Origin of the sequence: Caballeronia sp. TF1N1 (genome assembly GCF_022878925.1) — a bacterium.
Classification (GTDB): Bacteria; Pseudomonadota; Gammaproteobacteria; order Burkholderiales; family Burkholderiaceae; genus Caballeronia.
Genome location: NZ_CP084626.1, coordinates 2,665,430 through 2,691,233 on the forward strand (window position 1 = coordinate 2,665,430; position 25,804 = coordinate 2,691,233).

The window sequence follows — 25,804 nt, forward strand, 5'->3', positions numbered from 1 at the left end:
CCTCGAGGCTTAGCCCAAAATATCTTCGACGGACTTGCCGCGCTTCGCCGCGATGTCGCCCGGCGTGGACTGCTTACGCAGACCGTCGAGCGTTGCACGAACGAGATTGTACGGGTTCGTCGAACCGTGGCTCTTGGCCACCACGTTCTGCACGCCCATCACGTCGAACACTGCGCGCATCGGGCCGCCTGCGATCACGCCAGTACCGTCCTTCGCCGGAGCGAGGAGGACTGCGGAAGCGCCATGCTTACCGTGCACTTCGTGTTGCAACGTACCGTTCTTGAGCGGCACCTTGAACATGTTGCGGCGGGCTTGCTCCATTGCCTTTTGAACGGCGACCGGAACTTCCTTCGCTTTGCCCTTGCCCATGCCGACGCGGCCATCACCGTCGCCAACCACGGTCAGTGCGGCAAAACCGAGAATCCGGCCACCCTTTACGACCTTGGTCACGCGGTTGACCGAAATCATCTTTTCGCGCAGGCCGTCGTCGCGTTCGTCAGCCTGAACTTTCGCTTGCATCTTTGCCATGACGAATTCTTCCCTTAGAACTTGAGCCCGGCTTCGCGCGCGGCATCAGCCAGCGCTTTCACGCGGCCGTGGTAGCGGAAACCCGAGCGGTCAAAGGCGACGGATTCGATGCCGGCAGCCTTCGCCTTCTCGGCAATACGCTTGCCGATCAGGGTTGCAGCGTTGATGTTGCCGCCCTTGCCCGACTTGTCAGCCAGTTCAGCGCGCACTTCGGCTTCCAGCGTCGAGGCGCTTGCAAGCACCTTCGTGCCGCATGCCGAGAACACTTGCGCGTAGATATGCGTATTCGTGCGATGCACGGCGAGACGCGCGACCTGCAGCTCAGCGATCTTGATACGCGTCTGACGAGCGCGGCGCAGGCGAGATTGAGTCTTATCCATGATTGCGCACCCTTACTTCTTCTTCGTTTCTTTGAGGATCACGACCTCGTCGGCATAACGCACGCCCTTGCCCTTATAGGGCTCCGGCGGACGATAGCCACGAACTTCCGCCGCGACTTGGCCGACTTTCTGCTTGTCGATCCCCTTGATCACGATTTCGGTCTGCGTCGGGGTTTCAGCCTTGACGCCTTCCGGCATCTGGTGCACCACGGGGTGCGAGAAACCCAGCGACAGATTCAGCTTGTCGCCTTGCGCTTGTGCACGATAACCGACGCCAACCAGCGTCAGCTTGCGTTCGAAACCCTTGGTGACGCCATGCACCATGTTCGCCACCAGGGCGCGCATCGTGCCGGACATCGCGTTCGCTTCGCGGCTTTCGTCAGCCGGCGCGAAATTCAACGTACCGTTGTCGTTCGCCACGCTCACCAGCGGATTGCCCGCTTGCGAAATCGTGCCGAGCGGACCCTTGACGGTGATGACGTCGCCCTTGACGGCCACTTCGGCGCCTTGCGGCAACGCGATCGGGCTCTTACCTACTCGAGACATGTTTCTTCTCCCTTCGGCGTTAAGCGACGTAGCAGATGACTTCGCCACCGACGCCGGTCTGGCGCGCCTTGCGGTCAGTCATCACACCCTTCGGCGTCGAGACGATTGCAACGCCCAGGCCATTCATCACCTGAGGAATGTCGTTGCGACCGCGGTACACGCGCAGACCAGGCTTCGAGACGCGCTCGAGGCGCTCGATAACCGGACGGCCAGCGTAGTACTTCAACGCGATGTTCAATTCCGACTTCGCACCTTCAGCCTTCACTGCGAAATCGTCGATATAACCTTCGTCCTTCAAAACCTGCGCAATCGCAACCTTGACTTTCGACGAGGGCATAGTCACCGAAACCTTCTCAACCATCTGCGCATTGCGGATGCGAGTCAGCATATCGGCGATAGGATCACTCATGCTCATTTATGTTTCTCCTATTACCAGCTCGCCTTGGTGAGGCCAGGGATTTCACCGCGGAATGCGATTTCGCGGATCTTGCTACGCGCGAGTCCGAACTTGCGGAACGTGCCGCGAGGACGACCCGTGATCGCGCAGCGGTTACGCTTGCGAGTGGGGTTCGAGTTACGCGGCAATTGTTGCAGCGCGAGACGGGCGATATAGCGTTCTTCGTCCGACTTGCTTGCGTCGTCGATCACAGCCTTCAGCTCAGCACGCTTCGGAGCGTACTTGGCTGCGAGGCGTGCGCGCTTCTTTTCACGTTCGATCAGTGCCAGTTTAGCCACGGTAACCTCAGTTTCTGAACGGGAACTTGAAGCCGGCGAGCAGCGCCTTTGCTTCGTCGTCACTCTTCGCGGTGGTCGTGATGCTGATGTTCAGCCCACGCAGCGCGTCGATCTTGTCGTAGTCAATTTCGGGGAAAATGATCTGCTCTTTCACACCGATGTTGTAGTTACCACGACCGTCGAAAGCACGGCCCGAGACGCCACGGAAGTCGCGCACACGGGGGAGCGCAACCGTCACGAAGCGGTCCAGGAATTCGTACATCGCTTGACCGCGCAGCGTAACCATCGCGCCGATCGGGTAGCCTTGACGAATCTTGAAGCCCGCGATTGCCTTGCGCGCCTTCGTGATAACCGGCTTTTGGCCAGCGATCTTCGTCAGGTCGCCCACGGCGTTTTCGATAATCTTCTTGTCAGCGACCGCTTCGCCAAGACCCATGTTGAGGGTGATCTTGGTGATGCGCGGCACTTCCATGATGGACTTGTAGCCGAACTTTTCAACCAGTTGCGGCACAACCGTTTCTTTGTAAATTTCTTGCAGACGAGCCATTTTTTAACTCCGCGTCAGGCGTTAAGCGTGGCGCCGGTCGACTTCAAGAAGCGAACCTTCTTTCCATCTTCGACCTTGATGCCCACACGCGACGCCTTGCCATTCGCGTCGACCAATGCGACGTTCGAAATATGCAGCGGCATCGTTTTGGCTTCCACACCGCCCGTCGTACCCTTCATCGGGTTCGGCTTCACATGCTTCTTGACGAGGTTGATACCCTCGACCGTGACATGCTCTTCCGCAACGACCAGCACGGTACCGCGCTTGCCTTTGTCCTTGCCGGTAGTGACGATAACTTCGTCACCCTTGCGAATCTTGTTCATCGCGACTCCTTACAGCACTTCCGGCGCGAGCGAAACGATCTTCATGAATCGTTCGCTACGCAGTTCACGCGTCACCGGCCCGAAAATACGCGTGCCGATCGGCTCGAGCTTCGTGTTCAACAGTACGGCGGCATTGCCGTCGAACTTGATGAGCGAGCCATCCTGGCGACGCACGCCTTTGGCCGTGCGAACGACCACGGCGTTATAAATTTCGCCCTTCTTTACGCGTCCGCGCGGCGTCGCTTCCTTGACGGTCACCTTGATGATGTCGCCAATGCTAGCGTAACGACGCTTCGAACCGCCGAGCACCTTGATGCACATGACTTCACGCGCACCCGTGTTGTCGGCCACTTCAAGCCGAGTTTCGGTCTGGATCATGGTTTATCTTTCCCAACTTAATCCGGTCACACCACCATGGCGCATCCGGTCAGTCTTGGTCCCGTCAGCCAATCGGCTGCTTGGGTTAGAACAGGCAGCGAGGGCAGACGAAACCCGCCATCGCAATCCGGTGAATCTGTCGACTCAGGCTGGCGCCTGAACCGGCTTCCCCCACCAGTTTCGCCCGCGACGGGGCTCCCACAAAGAGGGAAGACCGAGATTATAACAAATAATCTCGGTCTTGCAAGCGAAACTTACTGCGACGCTAGGTACTGCATCGCGGCACTACAACTACAGACTTAGATCACGCGCGCCGCTTCGACCAACTTCGATACAACCCAAGCCTTCGTCTTCGAAATCGGACGAGTTTCTTGAATTTCGACGAGATCGCCTTCGTTGTACGTATTCGCGTCATCATGCGCGTGGTACTTCTTCGAACGCACGACGTACTTGCCGTAGATCGGATGCTTCACGCGGTGCTCGACCAGAACGGTGACCGTCTTGTCCATCTTGTTGCTGACGACCTTGCCGACCAGCGTCCGCTTGAGCGAGGTTTTTACGCTATCGTTCATTTCTGGTTCGCCTTCTCAGTCAGGACGGTCCGCACACGTGCGATGTCGCGACGAACCTTCTTCAGCTGGCTCGTGTTCGTGAGCTGCTGGGTCGCGAGTTGCATGCGCAGGCCGAATTGCGCCTTCAGCAGGTCCGTCAGCTCTTTATTGAGCGCGGCCTGGTCTTTCTGGTGAAGTTCAGATGCCTTCATCATTTACTCCTTAGGCGCCGAGCTGACGCACGACGAAGTACGTCTTGAGCGGCAGCTTGGCTGCAGCCAGACGGAACGCTTCGCGCGCCAGTTCTTCGGTGACACCGTCCATTTCGTACAGCATCTTGCCCGGTTGAATTTCAGCGACGTAGTACTCCGGGTTACCCTTACCATTACCCATACGTACTTCTGCCGGCTTCTGCGAAATCGGCTTGTCCGGGAAAATGCGGATCCAGATCCGGCCACCACGCTTGATGTGACGCGTCATTGCACGACGCGCGGCTTCGATTTGACGCGCGGTCAAACGGCCGCGACCGATAGCCTTCAGACCGTATTCACCGAACGACACCGCGTTGCCGCGCGTCGCCTTGCCGGTGTTACGACCTTTCTGCTCTTTGCGATACTTTCTGCGTTTCGGTTGCAGCATCGTTATTCTCCACTCTTCGCGTCACCGCCAGCGCCGCCACGACGGGGACCGCCGCGACGAGCACCTGCCGGAGCGCCTTCGCCATCACGGCGCGGACGGCGATCGCCACCCGGACGTGCGTTGCGGCGCGGACGCTTGTCTTCCGCCACTTCTTCCACCACCGGTGCTTCATTACGGCCCAGCGTGTCGCCCTTGTAGACCCACACCTTCACGCCGATGATGCCGTACGTGGTTTTCGCTTCCGACGTTGCGTAGTCGATATCGGCACGCAGCGTATGGAGGGGCACGCGACCTTCGCGATACCACTCGGTACGAGCGATTTCGATACCGTTAAGACGGCCCGCGCTCATGATCTTGATACCTTGCGCGCCAAGGCGCATGGCATTCTGCATCGCACGCTTCATCGCGCGACGGAACATGATCCGGCGTTCGAGCTGTTGCGTGATCGAGTCAGCGATCAGCTGAGCATCGGTTTCCGGCTTGCGAATTTCTTCGATGTTGACGTGAACCGGAACGCCCATGCGCTTCTGCAGTTCAGCCTTCAACAGTTCGATGTCTTCGCCCTTCTTGCCGATGACCACGCCCGGACGCGAGCTGTAAATCGTGATACGCGCGTTCTTTGCCGGACGCTCGATGATGACGCGACCAACCGAAGCGTTCTTCAGCTTCTTCTTCAGGTACTCACGAACACCGATGTCTTCCTGGAGCATCGCCGCGAAGTTGCTGTTGTTCGCATACCAGCGCGAAGCCCAGTTGCGGCTGACGGCCAAACGGAAGCCAGTCGGATGAATTTTTTGTCCCATCGTATGGCTCCTTAATTCCCGACCGTCACAGTGATGTGACAGGATTGCTTCTCGATGCGGTTACCACGACCCTTAGCGCGTGCGGTAAAACGCTTCAACGAAGCAGCCTTGTCGATATAGATGCTCGTGATCTTGAGCTCATCGATATCGGCGCCTTCGTTGTGTTCCGCATTCGCGATCGCAGACAGCACGACCTTCTTGACGATACCCGCCGCCTTCTTCGGCGAGAACGTCAGAACGTTCAACGCCTTGTCGACCGGCAAACCACGAATCTGGTCAGCCACAAGGCGCGTCTTCTGCGCCGAGATGCGGGCACCGCGATGAATTGCTTTCACTTCCATCTTGATAGCCCCTTATTTCTTGGCCTTCTTGTCGGCCGCGTGACCCTTGAACGTACGGGTCAATGCGAACTCGCCAAGCTTGTGGCCGACCATGTTTTCCGTGACATACACCGGAACGTGCTGACGGCCGTTGTGAACAGCGATCGTCAGACCGATGAAGTCCGGGAGAATCGTCGAGCGACGCGACCAGGTCTTGATCGGCTTCTTGTCGCGCGTAGCTGCAGCCGACTCAACTTTCTTCAGCAAATGAGCGTCGCAGAACGGACCTTTTTTAGCAGAACGTGTCATTGCCTACTCCTTAACGCTTGTGACGGCGCTGGACGATCATCGTCGTCGTGCGCTTGTTGCTACGGGTGCGATAACCCTTAGTCGGCGTGCCCCACGGGCTCACCGGATCGCGACCTGCAGCCGTCTTGCCTTCACCACCGCCGTGCGGGTGATCGACCGGGTTCATTGCAACGCCGCGCACCGTCGGACGGATACCACGCCAGCGGTTCGCGCCAGCCTTACCGATTTGACGGAGGCTATGCTCTTCGTTGCCCACTTCGCCGATCGTTGCGCGGCACTCGACGTGCACGCGGCGAATTTCGCCCGAACGCAGACGAACCTGCGCGTAGACGCCTTCGCGCGCCAGCAGCATTGCGGACGTACCAGCCGAACGCGCGATTTGCGCGCCCTTGCCCGGCAGCATTTCGATGCAGTGGATCGTGGTACCGACGGGAATGTTGCGGATCGGCAGCGTGTTGCCTGCGCGAATCGGCGCTTCCGAACCGGACATGAGCTGCGCGCCAACGACCACGCCCTTCGGGGCGATAATGTAGCGACGCTCACCGTCTGCGTACAGAACCAGCGCGATGTTCGCGCTACGGTTCGGGTCGTACTCGAGACGCTCGACCTTTGCCGGAATGCCGTCCTTGTTGCGACGGAAGTCGACGATACGGTAGTGTTGTTTATGACCACCACCCTTATGACGCGTGGTGATGCGGCCGTTGTTGTTACGGCCGGCGGTCACGGACTGCGAATCGAGCAGCGCCGCAAACGGCTTGCCCTTATGCAGATCCTTGTTGACCACCTTGACCATCGCGCGGCGACCCGGCGAAGTCGGCTTAACTTTAACGATTGCCATGATTACTTGGCCTCCGCTTCAAAGTTGATTTCCTGGCCGGGCTTCAAGCAGACGTACGCCTTCTTCACGTCCTTGCGCTTGCCGTTGAAGCGGCCAAAGCGCTTGGCTTTACCCTTCGTGACGAGCACGTTGACGGAATTGACTTCGACCTTGAACAGCAGCTCGACAGCAGCCTTTACTTCCTGCTTCGTGGCGTCCGGGGCGACTTCGAACACGACTTGTTCGTTCTTGTCGGCCACCAGCGTCGCCTTTTCGGAGATCACCGGCGCGAGCAGAACTTGCATCAAACGATGATCGTTTTTGCGAATCTCGCTCATGACAGCAACTCCTCGATCTGAGCGACCGCAGCCTTCGTGATCAGAATCTTCTTGAAGTAGATCAGCGAGAGCGGGTCGGCGTAACGCGGCTCGACAACGGCCACGTGGGCCAGATTGCGCGACGCGAGGTACAGGTTCTCGTCGACCGTATCGGTGATGACTAACACGGAATCGAGACCCATCGCCTTGAATTTATCGGCCAACAGCTTGGTCTTCGGCGCTTCAAGCGCGAGGTCTTCGACCACCGAGATACGGCCTTCGCGAGCCAATTGCGAGAAGATCGAGCAGAGACCTGCGCGATGCATCTTCTTGTTGACCTTGTGCGAGAAGTTTTCTTCCGGCGAATTCGGGAAGATACGACCACCGCCACGCCACAACGGGCTCGACGACATACCGGCACGAGCGCGGCCCGTACCTTTCTGACGCCACGGCTTCTTGGTGGTGTGCTTGACCTGCTCACGATCCTTCTGAGCGCGGTTGCCGCTACGTGCATTGGCTTGATAAGCCACGACGACCTGGTGAATCAGGGCTTCGTTGTAATCGCGACCGAACACGACGTCCGATGCGTTCACGCCAGCAGCTTCCTGACCATTGGCATTCAGGAGCTTAAGTTCCATTATTTCGCTCCTTTCACAGCACGCGTCTTGACGGCCGGCGTCACGAATACCTTGCCGCCCTTCGCACCCGGAACCGCGCCGCGAACCAGCAGCAGATTGCGGTCGGCGTCGATGCGAGCGATTTCGAGATTCTGAACCGTGACGGTTTCGTCACCGAGGTGACCCGTCATGCGCTTACCCGGGAACACACGACCCGGATCCTGCGCCATACCGATCGAACCCGGAACGTTGTGCGAACGCGAGTTACCGTGCGAGGCACGACCTGAGGCGAAGTTGTAACGCTTGATGGTACCGGCGTAGCCCTTACCAATCGACGTACCTTGCACGTCGACCTTCTGGCCAACTTCGAAAATGTCCGTACCGATCACAGCGCCGTTCGCCAATTCGGCGGCCTTCGCGGATTCGATCTGGAATTCTTTGAGGATTTCACCAGCTTGAACGCCGGCTTTGGCGAGGTGACCCGCCAGCGGCTTCGTCACGCGCGATGCGCGGCGAGCACCGAATGCAACCTGAACGGCGGTATAACCATCCGTTTCAACGGTCTTGATCTGCGTCACGCGGTTGTCCGACACGTCCAGCACGGTGACGGGAATCGAGTCCCCTTCAGGCGTGAAGATACGGGTCATGCCAACCTTGCGACCTACGAGTCCAAGGCTCATCGTTTTCTCCATTCCCGACTGCGATTGGTCGGGGCTGATTACAAAATGTCCACTTCGTTACGAGAAACTGGGCGGACTTTTTTGCGCAAGTGCGCGAAAAGCCTTGGAGTATAACAAGGCTTTCCGTTTTCTGCAAGCAATCAAAGACTTAGCTTCACCCGAAAACCCGGTGAAGCTTTAGAGGCTTACTGCAGCTTGATTTCGACGTCGACGCCAGCCGGTAGGTCGAGCTTCATCAGCGCGTCGACCGTCTTGTCGGTCGGATCGACGATGTCCATCAGGCGCTGATGCGTACGGATCTCGAGCTGATCGCGCGACGTCTTGTTGACGTGCGGCGAACGCAGAATGTCAAAGCGCTGAATGCGCGTCGGCAGCGGCACCGGGCCACGGACGATTGCGCCAGTACGCTTTGCCGTATCGACGATTTCGGCTGCCGATTGATCGATCAGGCGATAGTCGAATGCTTTCAGACGGATACGGATTTTTTGATTCTGCATGACGATTCCTTAAAAGAGCGAGGCGATGTTGCACCGCCGATTTGGCAAAAGAGCGAGAGACCGGGCATTCGCTTGGTGCGAACACCCGGCCTCGGTCACGTTACTTCAGTACTGCAACGACAGGTGAGCCCGAGATTTTACTCGATAATCTTGGCAACCACACCTGCGCCGACGGTACGGCCGCCTTCGCGGATAGCGAAGCGCAGACCTTCTTCCATGGCGATCGGTGCAATCAGCTTCACCGTGATCGACACGTTGTCGCCCGGCATCACCATTTCCTTGTCCTTCGGCAGCTCGATCGAGCCCGTCACGTCCGTCGTACGGAAGTAGAACTGCGGACGGTAGTTGTTGAAGAACGGCGTGTGGCGGCCGCCTTCGTCCTTGCTCAGCACGTACACTTCGGCCGTGAAGTGCGTGTGCGGCGTAATCGAACCCGGCTTGGCCAGAACCTGGCCACGCTCCACGTCTTCACGCTTCGTGCCGCGCAGCAGGATACCGACGTTGTCGCCCGCTTGACCTTGGTCCAGCAGCTTGCGGAACATTTCCACGCCCGTGCAAGTCGTCTTCACCGTCGGCTTGATACCGACGATTTCGATTTCCTCGCCAACCTTCACCACGCCGCGCTCCACGCGACCCGTCACCACCGTGCCGCGACCCGAGATCGAGAACACATCTTCCACCGGCATCAGGAAGGCTCCGTCCACTGCGCGCTCCGGCGTCGGGATGTACGTGTCCAGCGCGTCGGCCAGATTCATGATCGCCACTTCGCCCAGCTCGCCCGTGTCGCCTTCCAGCGCCAGCTTGGCCGAGCCCTTGATGATCGGCGTGTCGTCGCCCGGGAAGTCGTACTTCGACAGAAGCTCGCGCACTTCCATTTCGACGAGTTCGAGCAGCTCGGCGTCGTCCACCATGTCGCACTTGTTCAGGAACACGATGATGTAAGGCACGCCGACCTGACGCGCCAACAGGATGTGCTCACGCGTTTGCGGCATCGGGCCATCAGCGGCCGAGCACACCAGGATTGCGCCGTCCATCTGCGCTGCGCCCGTGATCATGTTCTTCACATAGTCAGCGTGGCCCGGGCAATCGACGTGTGCGTAGTGGCGGTTAGCCGTTTCGTACTCGACGTGCGCGGTGTTGATGGTGATACCACGTGCCTTTTCTTCCGGCGCTGCATCGATCTGGTCGTATGCCTTCGCTTCGCCGCCGAACTTCTTGGTCAGCACCGTCGTGATCGCTGCCGTCAGCGTGGTCTTGCCGTGGTCAACGTGACCGATCGTGCCCACGTTCACGTGCGGCTTGGTCCGCTCGAATTTACCTTTTGCCATGATTACCTTCTTTCAGAGATTGTTTATCGGTTAAAAGCTTGTGGCTCGCCGAATGACTTGCAGGGCTTACTTGCCCTTGGCGTTGATGATCGCTTCGGCAACGTTACGCGGAGCTTCAGCATAGTGCTTGAATTCCATCGTGTACGTAGCACGGCCTTGCGACAGCGAGCGCAGCGAGGTCGAGTAGCCGAACATTTCCGACAGCGGTACTTCGGCGCGAACGATCTTGCCGCCACCGATCATGTCTTCCATGCCCTGGACGATACCGCGACGGCCCGACAAGTCGCCCATCACGTTGCCCATGTAATCTTCCGGCGTTTCGACTTCCACGGCCATCATCGGTTCGAGGATGACCGGGCTTGCCTTGCGCATTGCTTCCTTGAAGGCCATCGAACCGGCCATGCGGAACGCGTTTTCGTTCGAGTCGACGTCGTGGTACGAACCGAACGTCAGGTGAACCTTCACGTCGACGACCGGGAAGCCAGCGAGCACGCCCGACTTCAGCGTTTCCTGGATACCCTTGTCCACCGCCGGGATGTATTCGCGCGGAATCACACCGCCCTTGATCTCGTCCAGGAACTCGTAGCCCTTGCCCTGCTCGTTCGGCTCGAGCGTGATGACCGCGTGACCATACTGGCCGCGACCACCCGACTGCTTGACGAACTTGCCGTCGACATCGGCAGCCGTCGCGCGGATCGTTTCGCGGTACGCAACCTGCGGCTTGCCGACGGTTGCTTCAACGCCGAATTCACGCTTCATCCGGTCGACCAAAATTTCGAGGTGGAGCTCGCCCATACCCGAGATGATGGTCTGGCCCGACTCTTCGTCCGTTTGAACGCGGAACGACGGATCTTCCTGAGCCAGACGGTTCAGCGCCAGACCCATCTTTTCCTGGTCGGGCTTCGTCTTCGGCTCGACTGCCTGCGAAATCACCGGCTCCGGGAAAATCATGCGTTCGAGAACGATCGGGCTCTGCGGGTCGCACAGCGTGTCGCCCGTGGTCGCTTCCTTCAGGCCCACGGCTGCCGCGATGTCGCCTGCGCGCACTTCCTTGATTTCTTCGCGCTGGTTCGCGTGCATCTGCAGAATACGACCCAGACGTTCCTTCTTGTCCTTGGTCGCGTTCAGCACGGTGTCACCCGAATTGACCACACCCGAATACACACGGAAGAAGATCAGCTGACCGACGAACGGGTCGGTCATGATCTTGAATGCCAGCGACGAGAATTTTTCGTCGTCGGCAGCACGGCGCTCGCCCTTCTCACCGTTTTCGAGTTCACCCGTAACCGGCGGAATGTCGACCGGCGACGGCAGGAAGTCGATCACGGCGTCGAGCATGCGCTGCACGCCCTTGTTCTTGAACGCGGTGCCGCACAGCATCGGCTGAATTTCGCACGCGATGGTCCGGTCGCGGATCGCCTTGACGATTTCCGCTTCGGTCAGCTCTTCGCCGCCGAGGTACTTTTCCATCAGTTCTTCGCTGGCTTCGGCAGCCGACTCGATCATCTTCTCGCGCCACTCGTTGCACGTGTCGACGAGTTCAGCCGGGATGTCGACGTAGTCGAACTTCGTGCCCTGGGACGCTTCGTCCCAAATGATCGCCTTCATCTTGAGAAGGTCGACCACGCCCTTGAAGTTTTCTTCCGAGCCGATCGGCACGACGACGGGAACCGGGTTCGCCTTCAGACGCGTCTTCAACTGGTCATAGACCTTGAAGAAGTTTGCGCCAGTGCGGTCCATCTTGTTGACGAACGCGAGACGCGGAACCTTGTACTTGTTAGCCTGACGCCACACGGTTTCCGACTGCGGCTGCACGCCGCCCACTGCACAGTAGACCATGCACGCGCCGTCGAGGACGCGCATCGAGCGCTCCACTTCGATCGTGAAGTCGACGTGCCCCGGGGTATCGATGATGTTGATGCGGTGCTCGGGATAGTTGCCGCCCATGCCCTTCCAGAAGGCCGTGGTAGCAGCCGACGTGATGGTGATGCCGCGCTCCTGCTCCTGCTCCATCCAGTCCATCGTTGCAGCGCCGTCGTGAACTTCGCCGATCTTGTGGTTCACGCCCGTGTAAAACAGGATGCGCTCGGTCGTCGTCGTTTTGCCGGCGTCGATGTGAGCGCTAATACCGATGTTGCGGTAGCGCTCGATAGGTGTCTTGCGAGCCACTTTGGATCCTTTTTTGGTCGACCCGCCGACTCGATCTATAACGAGCCGACAGCGTCCTAACACAAACGGGCGAGGCGCCTGGAGTAGCGCACCCGCCCTTATTTTTCCGTTTGCCCTACGAGCGGGAGCTTAGAAACGGAAATGCGAGAATGCCTTGTTGGCCTCTGCCATGCGGTGAACTTCGTCGCGCTTCTTCATCGCGCCGCCACGGCCTTCTGCCGCTTCGGAGAGTTCGCCTGCAAGACGCAGGGCCATCGACTTTTCGCTGCGCTTCTTCGCGGCTTCACGCAACCAACGCATCGCCAATGCCATACGACGCGAGGGACGCACTTCGACCGGAACCTGGTAGTTGGCACCACCAACGCGACGGCTCTTCACTTCGACCACCGGCTTCACGTTGTTGAGCGCAACCGTGAACACTTCCAGCGGGTCCTTGCCACCCTTGGTCTGGATCTGTTCAAAAGCGCCGTACACGATACGCTCGGCAACCGACTTCTTGCCTGAGAGCATCAGCACGTTCATGAACTTGGCTACATCTACGTTGCCGAATTTCGGGTCCGGCAACACTTCCCGCTTGGGGACTTCGCGACGACGCGGCATGATTCTTCCTTTACCTTTTCAGTTGGAGCCGACTCCGAACGAGTCTTTAAGCTCCGCGGCCACCAACAAACCCGATCCATCTTTTCGACAAAACCAGCTTGGCCGGGTGACCACTTACTCGATAGCACTGGCATTCCAGCACCACCGCCTAAACCGCCTTACGGCGACCTCAAACTACAAGCAGACGACTGCAGACCGGCGACTTACTTGCCAGCCTTGGCGCGCTTCGCACCGTACTTCGAGCGAGCTTGCTTACGATCCTTGACGCCCTGGGTATCCAGCGAGCCGCGAACCATGTGGTAACGCACACCCGGCAAGTCCTTGACACGACCGCCGCGAATCAGCACGACCGAGTGTTCTTGCAGGTTGTGGCCTTCACCACCGATGTACGAAATAACTTCGAAACCGTTCGTCAGGCGAACCTTCGCAACCTTACGAAGTGCCGAGTTCGGCTTCTTAGGCGTCGTGGTGTACACGCGAGTGCACACGCCACGACGCTGGGGGCAGTCCTGCAGGGCCGGCGACTTGCTCTTCGTCGTTTCCGACGTGCGGCCTTTGCGAACCAATTGATTGATGGTTGGCATCGTTTATTCCTGAAAATGATCAAATTCGGCGCGATTCTCGACGGGCAAAGCGTCGGAAAATGCGCGTCTAACGTTCTCGAAGAAGCTCGATCCCTTGTCGTACGCGGCGCTAAGCCGGTTCCGAAAACGGACCAAGAACGAGAACCTAGCATGATATGCTGAAAATCCCAATTGGGTCAACACGTTGCGCGCATTTCGGAGGACCGCGCGAAGCGTTGGCTTATTCAGTCGTCACGACATCCAGCAACTCGTCGCCGAAACGCTCCAGCTTGCGCGCGCCGATGCCCGGGATATGACGCAGATCATCCACCGTATCGGGATCGCTTCGAGCTATTTCGGCAAGCGTGGCGTCATGAAAAATGACGTAGGCCGGCACGCCGTCGCTCTTGGCGGTCTCTGCGCGCCATATGCGCAGACGCTCCCAGCGAGACTTCTGCCGCTGCGACATGCCCGTGGTGGGATCGGCGCGTTCCCGCGTGCGTCCCGACGATTGCCGGCTACGCACCGGCTTCACGTATTTGCGCAGCGTGACGTGCTCCTCGCCTTTCAGCACGGGCTTGCTCGCATCGGTGAGAACGAGCGCGCCGAAGCCGTCGTGGTCGATCGCCAAATAGCCAAAAGCGACGAGCTGCCGAAACACCGCGCGCCACTCTGGCTCGGAAAGCGCGGCGCCGACGCCGAACGTCGATAAATTTTCGTGTCCGCGCTGTAGGACCTTTTCGCTGCGCGACCCGCGCAGAATGTCGATCAGATGTCCCGCGCCGAAATGGAAGCCGCTCGCTTTGCGCGCGCGGAAGACGCAGGACAGCGCCATTTGCGCTTCGCGCGTGGCATCGAACGACGCGGGCGGTTCCAGGCATGTATCGCAGTTGCCGCACGGTTCGCTCGTCTCGCCGAAATAAGCCAGCAGCCGCACGCGCCGGCAGGCAGCCGTTTCGCACAAGCCAAGAAGCGCATCGAGCTTGCCGGTCTGTACGCGTTTGTGAGCGTCGTCGGCTTCGGATTCGTCGATCATCTTGCGCTGCTGCACGACATCGCCGAGTCCGTAAGCCATCCATGCGTTCGCCGGCATGCCGTCACGACCCGCGCGTCCGGTTTCCTGATAGTAGCCCTCGACGCTCTTTGGCAAGTCCAGATGCGCGACGAAGCGCACATCCGGTTTGTCGATACCCATGCCGAACGCAATCGTCGCGCACATCACGACGCCTTCCTCGCGCTGAAACATCTCCTGATGCTTCTGCCGCGTCTCGAATTCCATGCCCGCGTGATACGGCAGCGCGCGCACGCCCTGACCCTTCAGCCACTCGGCGGTCTCTTCCACCTTGCGACGCGACAGACAATAAACGACGCCTGCGTCCGTCGTGCCGTCCGTATTCGTATGCTCGGCGCGGATGAAATCGAGTAACTGCGAGCGTGCGTTGTCTTTCTCGACAATCCGGTAACGGATATTCGGCCGATCGAAACTCGATACGAAGATACGCGCGTCGTCGAGCGCCAGCCGATGCACGATCTCGTCGCGCGTGATGGCGTCCGCGGTCGCCGTGAGCGCGATGCGCGGCACCGAAGGGAACCGTTCGTGCAGCACGGAAAGCTGGATGTACTCCGGTCGGAAATCGTGTCCCCATTGCGACACGCAATGCGCTTCGTCGATGGCAAAAAGACCCACGCGCGCGCTTTCGAGCAATTCTAGAAAGCGCGGCGTCATGAGACGTTCGGGCGCCACATACAAAAGGTCGATGGTGCCGTTGCGCAGCGCGCGCTCCGTGGCGGCGGCCTCCGCGCCGGAGAGCGTCGAGTTCAAGTACGCCGCGCGCACGCCAAGCTCGGTGAGCGCCGCGACCTGATCCTGCATCAACGCAATCAACGGCGACACGACGATTCCCGCGCCGAAACCCGCCTCCTTGCGCACGAGCGACGGAATTTGATAGCAAAGCGATTTGCCGCCGCCCGTCGGCATGAGCACGAGTGAGTCGCCACCGTTGGCGACGTGTTCGACGATATCCGCCTGCTGTCCGCGAAAAGCCGGATAGCCGAAAACTTCCTTGAGGATCTGCAGCGGACGGGACATGGACGGGAGACGCTCACTACAACATGGAGATACCGAATTCTAACAACGCATGCTCGCCTGCCGAGGCGCTCGTTGCAGCGTTAGCCAATCGGCAGAGTGGAAATCGTCGAAAACGAACCGGCGAAAAAAAACCGCCCGGCTGAAAGCCGAGCGGTTCGATGTTGCAACCGACAATCCAGCGAGAGAACTTACTCGTTGGTATGCGGCGCCTGCTCCGTTGCCGGGGTTTCCGGCGTACCGAAATCGAATGCCTCTTCGGCAGCGATCTGGTCGAAGCGTTCGCGATCCGACATTTCCTTGCTCTTGCGCGCCTTGTGGAACGCGAGACCAGTACCAGCCGGAATCAGACGGCCGACGATCACGTTTTCCTTCAGGCCACGCAGATCATCACGCTTGCCCATGATCGCCGCTTCGGTCAGCACGCGGGTCGTTTCCTGGAACGACGCCGCCGAGATGAACGAATCGGTCGACAGAGAAGCCTTCGTGATACCGAGCAGCACGTTTTCGTACGTGGCCGGACGCTTGTCGTCCGCGGTCATGCGGTCGTTCTCATCGAGCATGTCCGACCGCTCGACTTGTTCGCCCGGGATGAAGCGCGTGTCGCCGTTGTCCGTGATCTGGACCCGACGCAGCATCTGACGCACGATCACTTCAATGTGCTTGTCGTTGATCTTCACGCCTTGCAGACGGTACACGTCCTGCACTTCGTCCACGATGTAACGCGACAGCGCCTCGATACCCTGCAAACGCAGGATATCGTGCGGATCGGCAGGACCGTCGACGATCATTTCGCCCTTGTTGACGACCTGACCATCGTGCACCAGCACCTGCTTTTCCTTCGCGATCAGGAACTCGTGCTGATTGCCTTCGAGGTCCGTGATGACGAGACGCTGCTTGCCCTTCGTGTCCTTACCGAACGACGTCGTGCCCGTGACTTCCGCCAGAATGCCGGCGTCCTTCGGCGAGCGCGCTTCGAACAGTTCGGCCACGCGCGGCAGACCACCGGTAATGTCACGCGTCTTCTGCGCTTCAACCGGAATACGTGCCAGCACTTCACCAACCTGCACTTGCTGACCATCCTTCACGGTGATCAGTGCGCCGACCTGGAAGCCGATCTGCACCGAATGCTCGGTGTTCGGGATCTTCACTTCCTCGCCGTTCGCGTCGAGCAGCTTCACCTGCGGACGCACGCTCTTCGAAGCCTGCGAACCACGGCGCTTCACGTCGATTACGACGAGCGTCGAAAGACCCGTGACGTCGTCGATCTGCTTCGCGACCGTCACGCCTTCCTCGACGTTTTCGAACTTCACCGTACCGCCCCACTCGGTGATGATCGGACGCGTCAGCGGATCCCATTGAGCCAGTTGCGAACCGGCCTTGATCTGCGCGCCGTCGAGTTGCAGCAACGTGGCGCCGTACGGGATCTTGTGACGTTCACGCTCGCGACCGAGGTCGTCCGCGATGATCGCCTCGCCCGAACGCGAGATAACGACTTGCTCGCCCTTCGCGTTGGTGACGTAACGCATCGTGGCCGTGAAGCGCACCGTACCGTTCGACTTCGCTTCGACCGTCGAAGCAACCGCCGCACGCGATGCCGCGCCACCGATGTGGAACGTACGCATCGTAAGCTGCGTGCCCGGTTCACCGATCGACTGCGCCGCGATCACACCAACCGCTTCGCCGACGTTCACGCGCGAACCACGACCCAGGTCGCGGCCATAGCACGAAGCGCACAAGCCATAACGCGTTTCGCAGGTCAACGGCGTGCGCACGCGCACTTCGTCGATACCGAGGCGTTCAATTTCCTCGACCGCGTCTTCATCGAGCAGATCGCCCGATGCGTACAGCGTTTCCTGCGTTTCCGGATTGACGACGTCCGCCACCGCGACGCGGCCGAGAATACGGTCACGCAGCGCTTCGACGACTTCACCGCCTTCGACCAACGCCTTCATCGCCACGCCGTTCGACGTGCCGCAATCTTCTTCGACGACGACCAGATCCTGCGTCACGTCGACGAGACGGCGCGTCAGGTAACCCGAGTTCGCCGTCTTCAACGCCGTATCCGCCAGACCCTTACGTGCACCGTGCGTCGAGATGAAGTACTGCAGCACGTTCAGGCCTTCGCGGAAGTTCGCGGTGATCGGCGTCTCGATGATCGAGCCGTCCGGCTTCGCCATCAGGCCGCGCATACCGGCAAGCTGACGAATCTGCACCGCGGAACCGCGCGCGCCCGAGTCGGCCATCATGTAGATGGAGTTGAACGATTCCTGACGCGTTTCCTTGCCGTCACGATCCGTCACCGGCTCCGTTGCGAGCTGTTCCATCATCGCCTTGCCGACCGCCTCCGACGTTGCCGACCAGATGTCGACCACGTTGTTGTAGCGTTCTTGCGCGGTGACGAGACCCGACATGTACTGACGGTCGTATTCCTTCACCTTCTTCGCGGCGTCACCGACGATCGTCTCTTTCTGCGGCGGCACGAGCATGTCGTCCACGCAGATCGAGATGCCGGCGCGCGTTGCAAGACGGAAACCCATTTGCATCAGCTGGTCGGCGAAGATCACCGTTTCGCGCAGACCGCACTTGCGGAACGCCGTGTTGATCAGACGCGAAATTTCCTTCTTCTTCAACGGCTTGTTCAGCACGGTGAAGGGCAGCCCCGGCGGCAGAATCTCCGACAGGATCGAGCGGCCGACCGTCGTTGCGAACAACGAGATCTTCGGCACGAACTTCGGCGCGCCTTCGCTCTGGTCTTCGTTGTGGACCATTTCCGTGATCCGCACGTTGACGCGCGATGCCAGCTCGACTTCCTTGTTCTCGTACGCGCGAATCACTTCCGACACGCCCGTGAACGTCATGCCTTCGCCCTTGCCATTCACCGCTTCACGCGATGCATAGTAAAGACCCAGCACGATATCCTGCGACGGCACGATCGACGGGTCGCCGTTGGCCGGGAACAGAACGTTGTTCGACGCGAGCATCAGCGTACGCGCTTCCATCTGCGCTTCCAGCGACAGCGGCACGTGAACGGCCATCTGGTCACCGTCGAAGTCGGCGTTGAACGCCGCGCAAACGAGCGGGTGCAGCTGAATTGCCTTACCTTCGATCAGCACCGGCTCGAAAGCCTGAATGCCGAGTCGGTGAAGCGTAGGCGCGCGGTTCAGCATGACCGGATGTTCGCGAATGACTTCTTCGAGAATGTCCCACACCACGGGCGTCTGGTTCTCGACTTCCTTCTTCGCGGCCTTGATGGTCGTAGCTACGCCCATCACTTCCAGCTTGTTGAAGATGAAAGGCTTGAACAGTTCGAGCGCCATCAGCTTCGGCAGACCGCACTGATGCAGCTTCAACGTCGGGCCGACCACGATCACCGAACGGCCCGAATAGTCGACGCGCTTACCGAGCAAGTTCTGACGGAAACGACCGCCTTTACCCTTGATCATGTCGGCGAGCGACTTCAGCGGACGCTTGTTCGCACCCGTCATTGCCTTACCGCGACGACCGTTGTCGAGCAGCGAATCGACGGCTTCCTGCAGCATCCGCTTTTCGTTGCGGACGATGATTTCAGGCGCCTTCAGTTCGAGCAGACGCTTCAACCGGTTGTTACGGTTGATCACGCGGCGATACAGGTCGTTCAGGTCCGACGTCGCGAAACGGCCGCCATCCAGCGGCACGAGCGGACGCAGTTCCGGCGGCAGCACCGGCAGCACTTCGAGCACCATCCAGTCAGGCTTGATGCCCGAACGCTGGAAAGCCTCGAGCACTTTAAGGCGCTTTGCGTACTTCTTGATCTTCGCTTCCGAACCCGTGTTCTTGAGTTCGGTGCGCAACATCTCGACCTGTTCGTCGATGTTGATCGAACGCAGCAGTTCGCGCACGCCTTCCGCGCCCATCTCGGCGCGGAATTCGTCACCGTACTCTTCGACCTTGTTGTAGTAATCCTCTTCGGTCATGATCTGCCGCGCTTTCAGCGGCGTCATGCCCGGATCGATCACCACGTATGCCTCGAAGTACAGCACGCGTTCGATGTCGCGCAGCGTCATGTCGAGCACCATGCCCAGACGCGACGGCAGCGACTTCAAGAACCAGATGTGCGCAACCGGCGAGGCCAGTTCGATATGGCCCATGCGTTCGCGACGCACCTTGGCGAGCGTCACTTCGACGCCGCACTTTTCGCAGATCACACCGCGGTGCTTCAGACGCTTGTACTTGCCGCAAAGGCATTCGTAGTCCTTGATCGGACCAAAAATCTTCGCGCAGAACAGACCGTCCCGCTCCGGCTTGAAGGTACGGTAGTTGATGGTCTCCGGCTTCTTCACTTCGCCGAATGACCACGAACGGATCTTGTCGGGCGAAGCCAGACCGATCTTGATCGCGTCGAATACTTCTTCTTGCTGGACTTGCTTGAATAGATCGAGCAGAGCTTTCATTGCTTTCTCTCCGTAGTCCGATTAGTTGCGGTCGAGATCGATATCGATACCGAGCGAGCGGATTTCCTTCACCAACACGTTGAAGGATTCCGGCATGCCGGCGTCGATCACGTGATCGCCCTTGACCAGGTTCTCATAAACCTTGGTCCGGCCTGTCACGTCGTCCGACTTGACCGTCAGCATTTCCTGCAGCACGTACGACGCGCCGTACGCTTCGAGCGCCCACACTTCCATTTCACCGAAACGCTGGCCACCGAACTGCGCCTTACCACCCAGCGGCTGCTGCGTGACGAGCGAGTACGGGCCGGTCGAACGCGCGTGCATCTTGTCGTCGACCAAGTGATGCAGTTTCAGGTAGTGCATGTAGCCAACCGTGACCGTACGCTCGAACGGTTCGCCCGTTCGGCCGTCGTGCAGCGTAACCTGATTCTTCGAAGGCGTCATGCCGAGGTTCTTCGCGATGTCATCCGGATAAGCCAGATTCAGCGCGCGCGACATCTCGTCTTCCGTTGCGCCGTCGAACACCGGCGTTGCGAACGGCACACCTTCGCGCAGGTTCTTCGCCAGTTCGACGATTTCGTCGTCGGAGAAGCTTTCCAGCTCTTCCTTGCGGCCCGACTCGTTGTAGATCTGGGTCAGGAACTGACGCAGTTCTTCGATCTTCGCCTGACGCTGCAGCATTTCGCCGATACGCCAGCCGAGACCCTTCGCGGCCCAGCCCAGATGCACTTCGAGAATCTGACCCACGTTCATCCGCGACGGCACGCCGAGCGGATTCAGCACGACGTCGGCCGGACGGCCATCGGCCATGTACGGCATGTCTTCGATCGGAACGATCTTCGACACGACACCCTTGTTACCGTGACGACCCGCCATCTTGTCGCCAGGCTGCAGACGACGCTTGACCGCGAGATACACCTTGACCATCTTCAGCACGCCCGGCGGCAGTTCGTCGCCCTGCGTGAGCTTCTTGCGCTTTTCCTCGAACGCGAGGTCGAACTGGTGACGCTTCTGTTCGATCGAGTCCTTGATGGCTTCGAGCTGCGCCGCTGCTTCTTCGTCCGCGAGGCGGATATCGAACCAGTGGTAGTGATCGAGGTCTTCGAGGTACGGAAGATCGATCGCCGTGCCCTTCGCCAGCTTCTTCGGACCGCCGTTCGCGACCTTGCCGTTCAGCATACGTGCGAGACGCGAGAAGGCGTCGCCTTCCACGATACGCAACTGGTCGTTCAAGTCGAGGCGATAGCGCTTCAGTTCGTCGTCGATGATCTGTTGCGCGCGCTTGTCACGCGTGATGCCTTCGCGCGTGAACACTTGCACGTCGATCACCGTACCGCTCATGCCCGAGGGCACGCGCAGCGACGTGTCCTTCACGTCCGACGCTTTCTCACCGAAGATCGCGCGCAGCAGCTTTTCTTCCGGCGTCAGCTGGGTTTCGCCCTTCGGCGTGACCTTGCCGACCAGCACGTCGCCCGCTTCGACTTCCGCGCCGATGTACACGATGCCCGACTCATCCAGACGGCCAAGCTGCACTTCCGCAAGGTTCGAGATGTCGCGCGTGATTTCTTCCGGTCCGAGCTTCGTGTCGCGAGCCACGACGTTCAGTTCTTCGATGTGGATCGACGTATAACGGTCGTCCGCCACGACTTTTTCCGAGATCAGGATCGAGTCTTCGAAGTTGTAGCCGTTCCACGGCATGAACGCGACCAGCATGTTCTGACCGAGCGCGAGCTCACCCAGATCCGTGGATGCGCCGTCGGCCAGCACGTCGCCGCGCGCAACCTTGTCGCCCACCTTGACGATCGGACGCTGGTTGATGTTCGTGTTCTGGTTCGAACGCGTGTACTTGATGAGGTTGTAGATGTCCACGCCGACATCGCCGGCGACGGCTTCATCGTCGTTCACGCGAATCACGATACGGCCGGCATCGACGTAATCCACGACACCGCCGCGGAATGCTTGCACCGTCGTACCCGAGTCGACCGCGACCGTGCGCTCGATACCCGTACCGACCACGGCCTTTTCAGGACGCAGACACGGCACTGCCTGACGCTGCATGTTCGAACCCATCAACGCGCGGTTCGCGTCATCGTGCTCAAGGAACGGAATCAGCGATGCCGCCACCGACACGATCTGCGACGGCGCCACGTCCATGTACTGGATGCGGTCCGGCGTGACCATCAGCGTTTCGCCTGCTTCACGCGACGAAACCAGTTCGTCGGTCAGCGTGCCGTCTTCGCCCACGGCGGCATTCGCCTGCGCGATCACGTAACGGCCTTCTTCGATCGCTGACAGATAGTCGATCTGATCCGTCACCTTGCTATCCACGACCTTGCGATACGGCGTTTCGAGGAAGCCGTATTCGTTCAGGTGCGCGTAAAGAGCCAGCGAGTTGATCAGGCCGATGTTCGGACCTTCCGGCGTTTCGATCGGGCACACGCGGCCATAGTGGGTCGGGTGCACGTCCCGAACTTCGAAGCCAGCGCGCTCACGCGTCAAACCGCCCGGGCCAAGTGCCGAAACACGGCGCTTGTGAGTGATTTCCGACAGCGGGTTGGTCTGGTCCATAAACTGCGACAACTGCGACGAACCGAAGAACTCGCGAATTGCCGACGAAATCGGCTTCGAGTTGATCAGGTCGTGCGGCATCAGATTTTCGCTTTCGGCTTGACCGAGGCGTTCCTTCACTGCGCGCTCGACACGCACGAGACCCGCGCGGAACTGGTTCTCCGCCAATTCGCCGACGCAACGCACGCGACGATTGCCCAAGTGGTCGATGTCGTCCACTTCGCCCTTGCCGTTACGCAGCTCGACGAGAATCTTGATGGTCGCGAGGATGTCGTCGTCTTGCAACGTCATCGGGCCGATGATTTCATCACGGCCAACGCGGCGATTGAACTTCATGCGGCCGACCTTCGAAAGGTCATACGCGTCTTCGCTGTAGAACAGACGGTTGAACAACGCCTCGACTGCTTCCTCGGTCGGCGGTTCGCCCGGACGCATCATGCGGTAGATCGCGATACGCGCGGCCATCTTGTCGGCGGTTTCATCGATACGCAGCGTCGACGAGATATACGGGCCTTGGTCCAGATCGTTCGTGTAGAGCGTCTGGATTTCCTTGACCTTCGCCTCGCGCAGCTTTTCGAGCACCGTCTCCGTGATTTCCTCGTTGGCGTTCGCGATCACTTCGCCCGTTTCCGGATCGATCACGTTCTTCGCCAGCACGCGACCGAGCAAATAGTCCTCGGGCACCGAGATGAACTTCGTCTTGGCGTTTTCGAGGTCGCGAATGTGCTTCGCGTTGATTCGCTTGTCCTTCGTGACAATGACATTGCCATCGCGGTCCTGGATGTCGAAGCGCGCGACTTCACCGCGCAGACGCTCCGGCACGAATTCCATTTGCGCGCCTTCGCCCATCAGCGCGAAGTTGTCGAACACGAAGAAGTTCGCGAGGATTTGCTCCGGCGTCATGCCGATAGCCTTGAGCAGAATCGTGACCGGCATCTTGCGGCGACGGTCGACGCGGAAGTACAGCACGTCCTTCGGGTCGAACTCGAAGTCGAGCCACGAACCGCGGTAAGGGATGATACGAGCCGAGAACAACAGCTTGCCGGAGCTATGCGTCTTGCCCTTGTCGTGCTCGAAGAACACGCCAGGCGAACGGTGAAGCTGCGACACGATCACGCGCTCGGTACCGTTGATGACGAACGAACCCGTCGGCGTCATGAGCGGAATTTCGCCCATGTACACTTCCTGTTCCTTCACTTCCTTGACCACCGGCTTGCTCGGCGATTCCTTGTCGAGCAAAACCAGACGCACCTTCGCGCGCAAGGCGGAGCAGTACGTCAGGCCGCGCTGCTGACATTCCTTAATGTTGAACGCGGGCGGCGACAGCATGTAGCTGACGAACTCGAGACGCGCAAACCCGTTGTGCGAAACGATCGGAAAAACAGAGGTAAATGCAGCTTGCAGGCCTTCCGCCTTGCGCTGCGTGGAGGACGTATCCGCTTGCAGAAACGTCTGGAATGATTCAAGCTGGGTCGCCAGCAAAAAGGGAACTTGGTGAACGATGGGGCGTTTCGCGAAACTCTTGCGAATACGCTTCTTCTCGGTGAAGGAATATTGCATACGATCTCCGAATCACGGCGGGCGTTGGCGAGGCGGGATACCTCGACGTCACGGCCCGGTGTTCACCGACTGAGATTCGCGCGAATGTCCGGGGAGGACGCGCGAATCTAGAAGCTTGGTGGTTGGCCGCTACCAACCGCTGGCTGACGGCAGCGGATGCCTGTGTTTCCCGCTACCCGACCAAACTTGCCTTCTGCAGTCGCTTCAGAAGACAAAGAGAACTGCCGGAAATTCATGCTGACCCGACTGTTCTCTTTGGCCTCTGCGAGGACATTTATGCCTGATTACACGCATAAAAACTCTGCCCTCACAAAGCACAAAAAGGCCGGCGGTGGAAAACCGCCAGCCTCAACACAGCGCAATGAAACTTACTTGATTTCAGCTTTCGCGCCTGCGTCTTCCAACTTCTTCTTTGCTTCGTCAGCAGCAGCCTTCGGCACCGCTTCCTTGATGGGCTTCGGTGCACCGTCGACCAGGTCCTTCGCTTCCTTCAGGCCAAGACCCGTCAGTTCACGAACGGCCTTAATCACGGAAACCTTGTTCGCGCCAACTTCGAGCAGGTTTACGGTGAACTCGGTTTGCTCTTCAACAGCAGCAGCAGCGCCGCCGCCTGCGGGGCCAGCGACTGCAACAGCAGCTGCCGACACGCCAAACTTCTCTTCGAACGCCTTGACCAGCTCGTTCAGTTCGAGAACCGACATCGAGCCAACGGCTTCGAGGATGTCTTCTTTTGCGATTGCCATTTGAAATACTCCTAGATTGAATTCGGATCGAGCTAGCGATCTAGCTAATACCTAACTGAGCGACTGGCGCCCAAGCGTGTGCGTTATGCAGCTTCGCCTTGTTTCTTTTCTGCCAGCGCGGCCAAAGCGCGCGCAAAGCCGGAAACAGGTGCTTGCATGACGAACAACAACTTGGAGAGCAGTTCTTCGCGGCTCGGGATGTTGGCCAGCGCTTGCACGCCTGCCTTGTCCATCACCTTGCCTTCGTAGGAACCAGCCTTGATGATCAACTTGTCATTGCTCTTGCCGAAGTCATTGACGACCTTGGCAGCGGCAATGGCATCTTCCGAGATGCCGTAGATCAGAGGACCGGTCATCTGCTCAGCCAGCGAAGCGAACGGGGTACCTTTGACGGCGCGACGCGCCAACGTGTTCTTCAACACGCGCAGATACACCTGTTGCTCACGCGCTTTCGCGCGCAGCTTGGTCAGATCGCCAACCGTGATCCCACGATACTCAGCGAGCACCATCGTCTGAGCCTTCGCGACTTGCGCGGCGACTTCAGCGACGACTGCCTGCTTACTTTCTTTGTTCAGTGGCACGGTTAAACCTCCAGATTCGATGCACTCGGGTTACCAACCCTCATGCACCACGTTCGACAACGGCGTCCGACTGTTAGGAGTATCTCGATCGATTGGTGTTCGCATCACAGCGCACGACAACCGACTTCAACCACTGCAAAACCGTTTCGGGTTCGCCATCTGCGTTGGCTTGAATTAAGGCAGTGT

28 protein-coding genes are annotated in these 25,804 nt (G+C 59.2%); all 28 read right to left on the reverse strand.

Annotation, left to right across the window (positions count from 1 at the left end):
* Positions 1-9 precede the first annotated feature (9 nt).
* Complete coding sequence (gene rpsE, locus LDZ28_RS12455) at positions 10-528, reverse strand: 30S ribosomal protein S5 (protein ID WP_244793886.1); 519 nt, start codon at positions 526-528, stop codon at positions 10-12.
* A gap of 14 nt (positions 529-542) precedes the next feature.
* Complete coding sequence (rplR, locus tag LDZ28_RS12460) at positions 543-908, reverse strand: 50S ribosomal protein L18 (protein ID WP_035967614.1); 366 nt, start codon at positions 906-908, stop codon at positions 543-545.
* Positions 909-920: 12 nt separating this feature from the next.
* A complete protein-coding gene (gene rplF, locus LDZ28_RS12465) occupies positions 921-1,454 on the reverse strand; it encodes a 50S ribosomal protein L6 (RefSeq protein WP_244826428.1) in 534 nt (177 codons plus the stop codon).
* Positions 1,455-1,473: 19 nt separating this feature from the next.
* Positions 1,474-1,869 carry a 30S ribosomal protein S8 gene (rpsH, locus tag LDZ28_RS12470; protein WP_062638157.1) on the reverse strand — a complete coding sequence of 132 codons (396 nt, stop codon included), beginning with the start codon at positions 1,867-1,869 and terminating at the stop codon, positions 1,474-1,476.
* Positions 1,870-1,883: 14 nt separating this feature from the next.
* On the reverse strand, positions 1,884-2,189 hold the full coding sequence (gene rpsN / locus LDZ28_RS12475) for a 30S ribosomal protein S14 (protein WP_244826429.1): 306 nt from the start codon (positions 2,187-2,189) through the stop codon (positions 1,884-1,886).
* Between the two features lie 7 nt (positions 2,190-2,196).
* A complete protein-coding gene (gene rplE, locus LDZ28_RS12480; protein ID WP_244826430.1) occupies positions 2,197-2,736 on the reverse strand; it encodes a 50S ribosomal protein L5 in 540 nt (179 codons plus the stop codon).
* A 14-nt stretch (positions 2,737-2,750) separates the two neighbouring features.
* Positions 2,751-3,059, reverse strand: coding sequence for a 50S ribosomal protein L24 (gene rplX, locus LDZ28_RS12485; RefSeq protein WP_244826431.1), 309 nt, complete (start codon positions 3,057-3,059; stop codon positions 2,751-2,753).
* Between the two features lie 9 nt (positions 3,060-3,068).
* A complete protein-coding gene (gene rplN, locus LDZ28_RS12490; protein ID WP_006998478.1) occupies positions 3,069-3,437 on the reverse strand; it encodes a 50S ribosomal protein L14 in 369 nt (122 codons plus the stop codon).
* A 299-nt stretch (positions 3,438-3,736) separates the two neighbouring features.
* Positions 3,737-4,009 (reverse strand): 30S ribosomal protein S17, encoded by a 273-nt coding sequence (gene rpsQ / locus LDZ28_RS12495; protein WP_008343854.1) that lies wholly within the window; start codon positions 4,007-4,009, stop codon positions 3,737-3,739.
* Entirely contained in the window at positions 4,006-4,200 is a 195-nt protein-coding gene (gene rpmC, locus LDZ28_RS12500) for a 50S ribosomal protein L29 (protein WP_035933103.1), read from the reverse strand. The genes rpsQ and rpmC overlap by 4 nt, the downstream gene beginning before the upstream one ends.
* 10 nt (positions 4,201-4,210) lie before the next feature.
* A complete protein-coding gene (rplP, locus tag LDZ28_RS12505; RefSeq protein WP_061170924.1) occupies positions 4,211-4,627 on the reverse strand; it encodes a 50S ribosomal protein L16 in 417 nt (138 codons plus the stop codon).
* A gap of 2 nt (positions 4,628-4,629) precedes the next feature.
* Positions 4,630-5,430: a 30S ribosomal protein S3 gene (gene rpsC, locus LDZ28_RS12510; RefSeq protein ID WP_244826432.1), complete on the reverse strand. Its 801-nt coding sequence runs from the start codon at positions 5,428-5,430 to the stop codon at positions 4,630-4,632.
* Positions 5,431-5,441: 11 nt separating this feature from the next.
* Complete coding sequence (gene rplV, locus LDZ28_RS12515; RefSeq protein ID WP_011490054.1) at positions 5,442-5,771, reverse strand: 50S ribosomal protein L22; 330 nt, start codon at positions 5,769-5,771, stop codon at positions 5,442-5,444.
* A 12-nt stretch (positions 5,772-5,783) separates the two neighbouring features.
* The gene (rpsS, locus tag LDZ28_RS12520) at positions 5,784-6,059 is read right to left on the reverse strand and encodes a 30S ribosomal protein S19 (protein WP_035506764.1); all 276 of its coding nucleotides are present in this window, start codon (positions 6,057-6,059) and stop codon (positions 5,784-5,786) included.
* Positions 6,060-6,069: 10 nt separating this feature from the next.
* Positions 6,070-6,897, reverse strand: a complete 828-nt coding sequence (rplB, locus tag LDZ28_RS12525) for a 50S ribosomal protein L2 (RefSeq protein ID WP_244826433.1) — start codon at positions 6,895-6,897, stop codon at positions 6,070-6,072.
* 2 nt (positions 6,898-6,899) lie between these two features.
* The gene (gene rplW / locus LDZ28_RS12530; RefSeq protein WP_008343846.1) at positions 6,900-7,214 is read right to left on the reverse strand and encodes a 50S ribosomal protein L23; all 315 of its coding nucleotides are present in this window, start codon (positions 7,212-7,214) and stop codon (positions 6,900-6,902) included.
* Complete coding sequence (rplD, locus tag LDZ28_RS12535; RefSeq protein ID WP_244826434.1) at positions 7,211-7,831, reverse strand: 50S ribosomal protein L4; 621 nt, start codon at positions 7,829-7,831, stop codon at positions 7,211-7,213. The genes rplW and rplD overlap by 4 nt, the downstream gene beginning before the upstream one ends.
* On the reverse strand, positions 7,831-8,490 hold the full coding sequence (rplC, locus tag LDZ28_RS12540) for a 50S ribosomal protein L3 (RefSeq protein ID WP_244826435.1): 660 nt from the start codon (positions 8,488-8,490) through the stop codon (positions 7,831-7,833). Before rplC ends, rplD begins: the two co-directional genes overlap by 1 nt.
* A 185-nt stretch (positions 8,491-8,675) precedes the next feature.
* Positions 8,676-8,987, reverse strand: a complete 312-nt coding sequence (rpsJ, locus tag LDZ28_RS12545; protein ID WP_006998489.1) for a 30S ribosomal protein S10 — start codon at positions 8,985-8,987, stop codon at positions 8,676-8,678.
* A 137-nt stretch (positions 8,988-9,124) separates the two neighbouring features.
* Positions 9,125-10,315, reverse strand: a complete 1,191-nt coding sequence (gene tuf, locus LDZ28_RS12550) for an elongation factor Tu (protein WP_090541958.1) — start codon at positions 10,313-10,315, stop codon at positions 9,125-9,127.
* Positions 10,316-10,381: 66 nt separating this feature from the next.
* Positions 10,382-12,484: an elongation factor G gene (gene fusA, locus LDZ28_RS12555; protein ID WP_244826436.1), complete on the reverse strand. Its 2,103-nt coding sequence runs from the start codon at positions 12,482-12,484 to the stop codon at positions 10,382-10,384.
* 129 nt (positions 12,485-12,613) lie between these two features.
* Entirely contained in the window at positions 12,614-13,084 is a 471-nt protein-coding gene (gene rpsG / locus LDZ28_RS12560; protein ID WP_006053291.1) for a 30S ribosomal protein S7, read from the reverse strand.
* Between the two features lie 203 nt (positions 13,085-13,287).
* A complete protein-coding gene (gene rpsL / locus LDZ28_RS12565; RefSeq protein ID WP_006053290.1) occupies positions 13,288-13,668 on the reverse strand; it encodes a 30S ribosomal protein S12 in 381 nt (126 codons plus the stop codon).
* Between the two features lie 220 nt (positions 13,669-13,888).
* Positions 13,889-15,736, reverse strand: a complete 1,848-nt coding sequence (recQ, locus tag LDZ28_RS12570) for a DNA helicase RecQ (RefSeq protein WP_244826437.1) — start codon at positions 15,734-15,736, stop codon at positions 13,889-13,891.
* A gap of 188 nt (positions 15,737-15,924) precedes the next feature.
* Positions 15,925-20,166 carry a DNA-directed RNA polymerase subunit beta' gene (rpoC, locus tag LDZ28_RS12575; RefSeq protein ID WP_244826438.1) on the reverse strand — a complete coding sequence of 1,414 codons (4,242 nt, stop codon included), beginning with the start codon at positions 20,164-20,166 and terminating at the stop codon, positions 15,925-15,927.
* Positions 20,167-20,187: 21 nt separating this feature from the next.
* Positions 20,188-24,294, reverse strand: coding sequence for a DNA-directed RNA polymerase subunit beta (gene rpoB, locus LDZ28_RS12580; RefSeq protein ID WP_244826439.1), 4,107 nt, complete (start codon positions 24,292-24,294; stop codon positions 20,188-20,190).
* Between the two features lie 368 nt (positions 24,295-24,662).
* Positions 24,663-25,037: a 50S ribosomal protein L7/L12 gene (gene rplL, locus LDZ28_RS12585; protein ID WP_244826440.1), complete on the reverse strand. Its 375-nt coding sequence runs from the start codon at positions 25,035-25,037 to the stop codon at positions 24,663-24,665.
* Positions 25,038-25,120: 83 nt separating this feature from the next.
* Positions 25,121-25,618, reverse strand: coding sequence for a 50S ribosomal protein L10 (rplJ, locus tag LDZ28_RS12590; protein WP_244826441.1), 498 nt, complete (start codon positions 25,616-25,618; stop codon positions 25,121-25,123).
* Positions 25,619-25,804 lie beyond the last annotated feature (186 nt).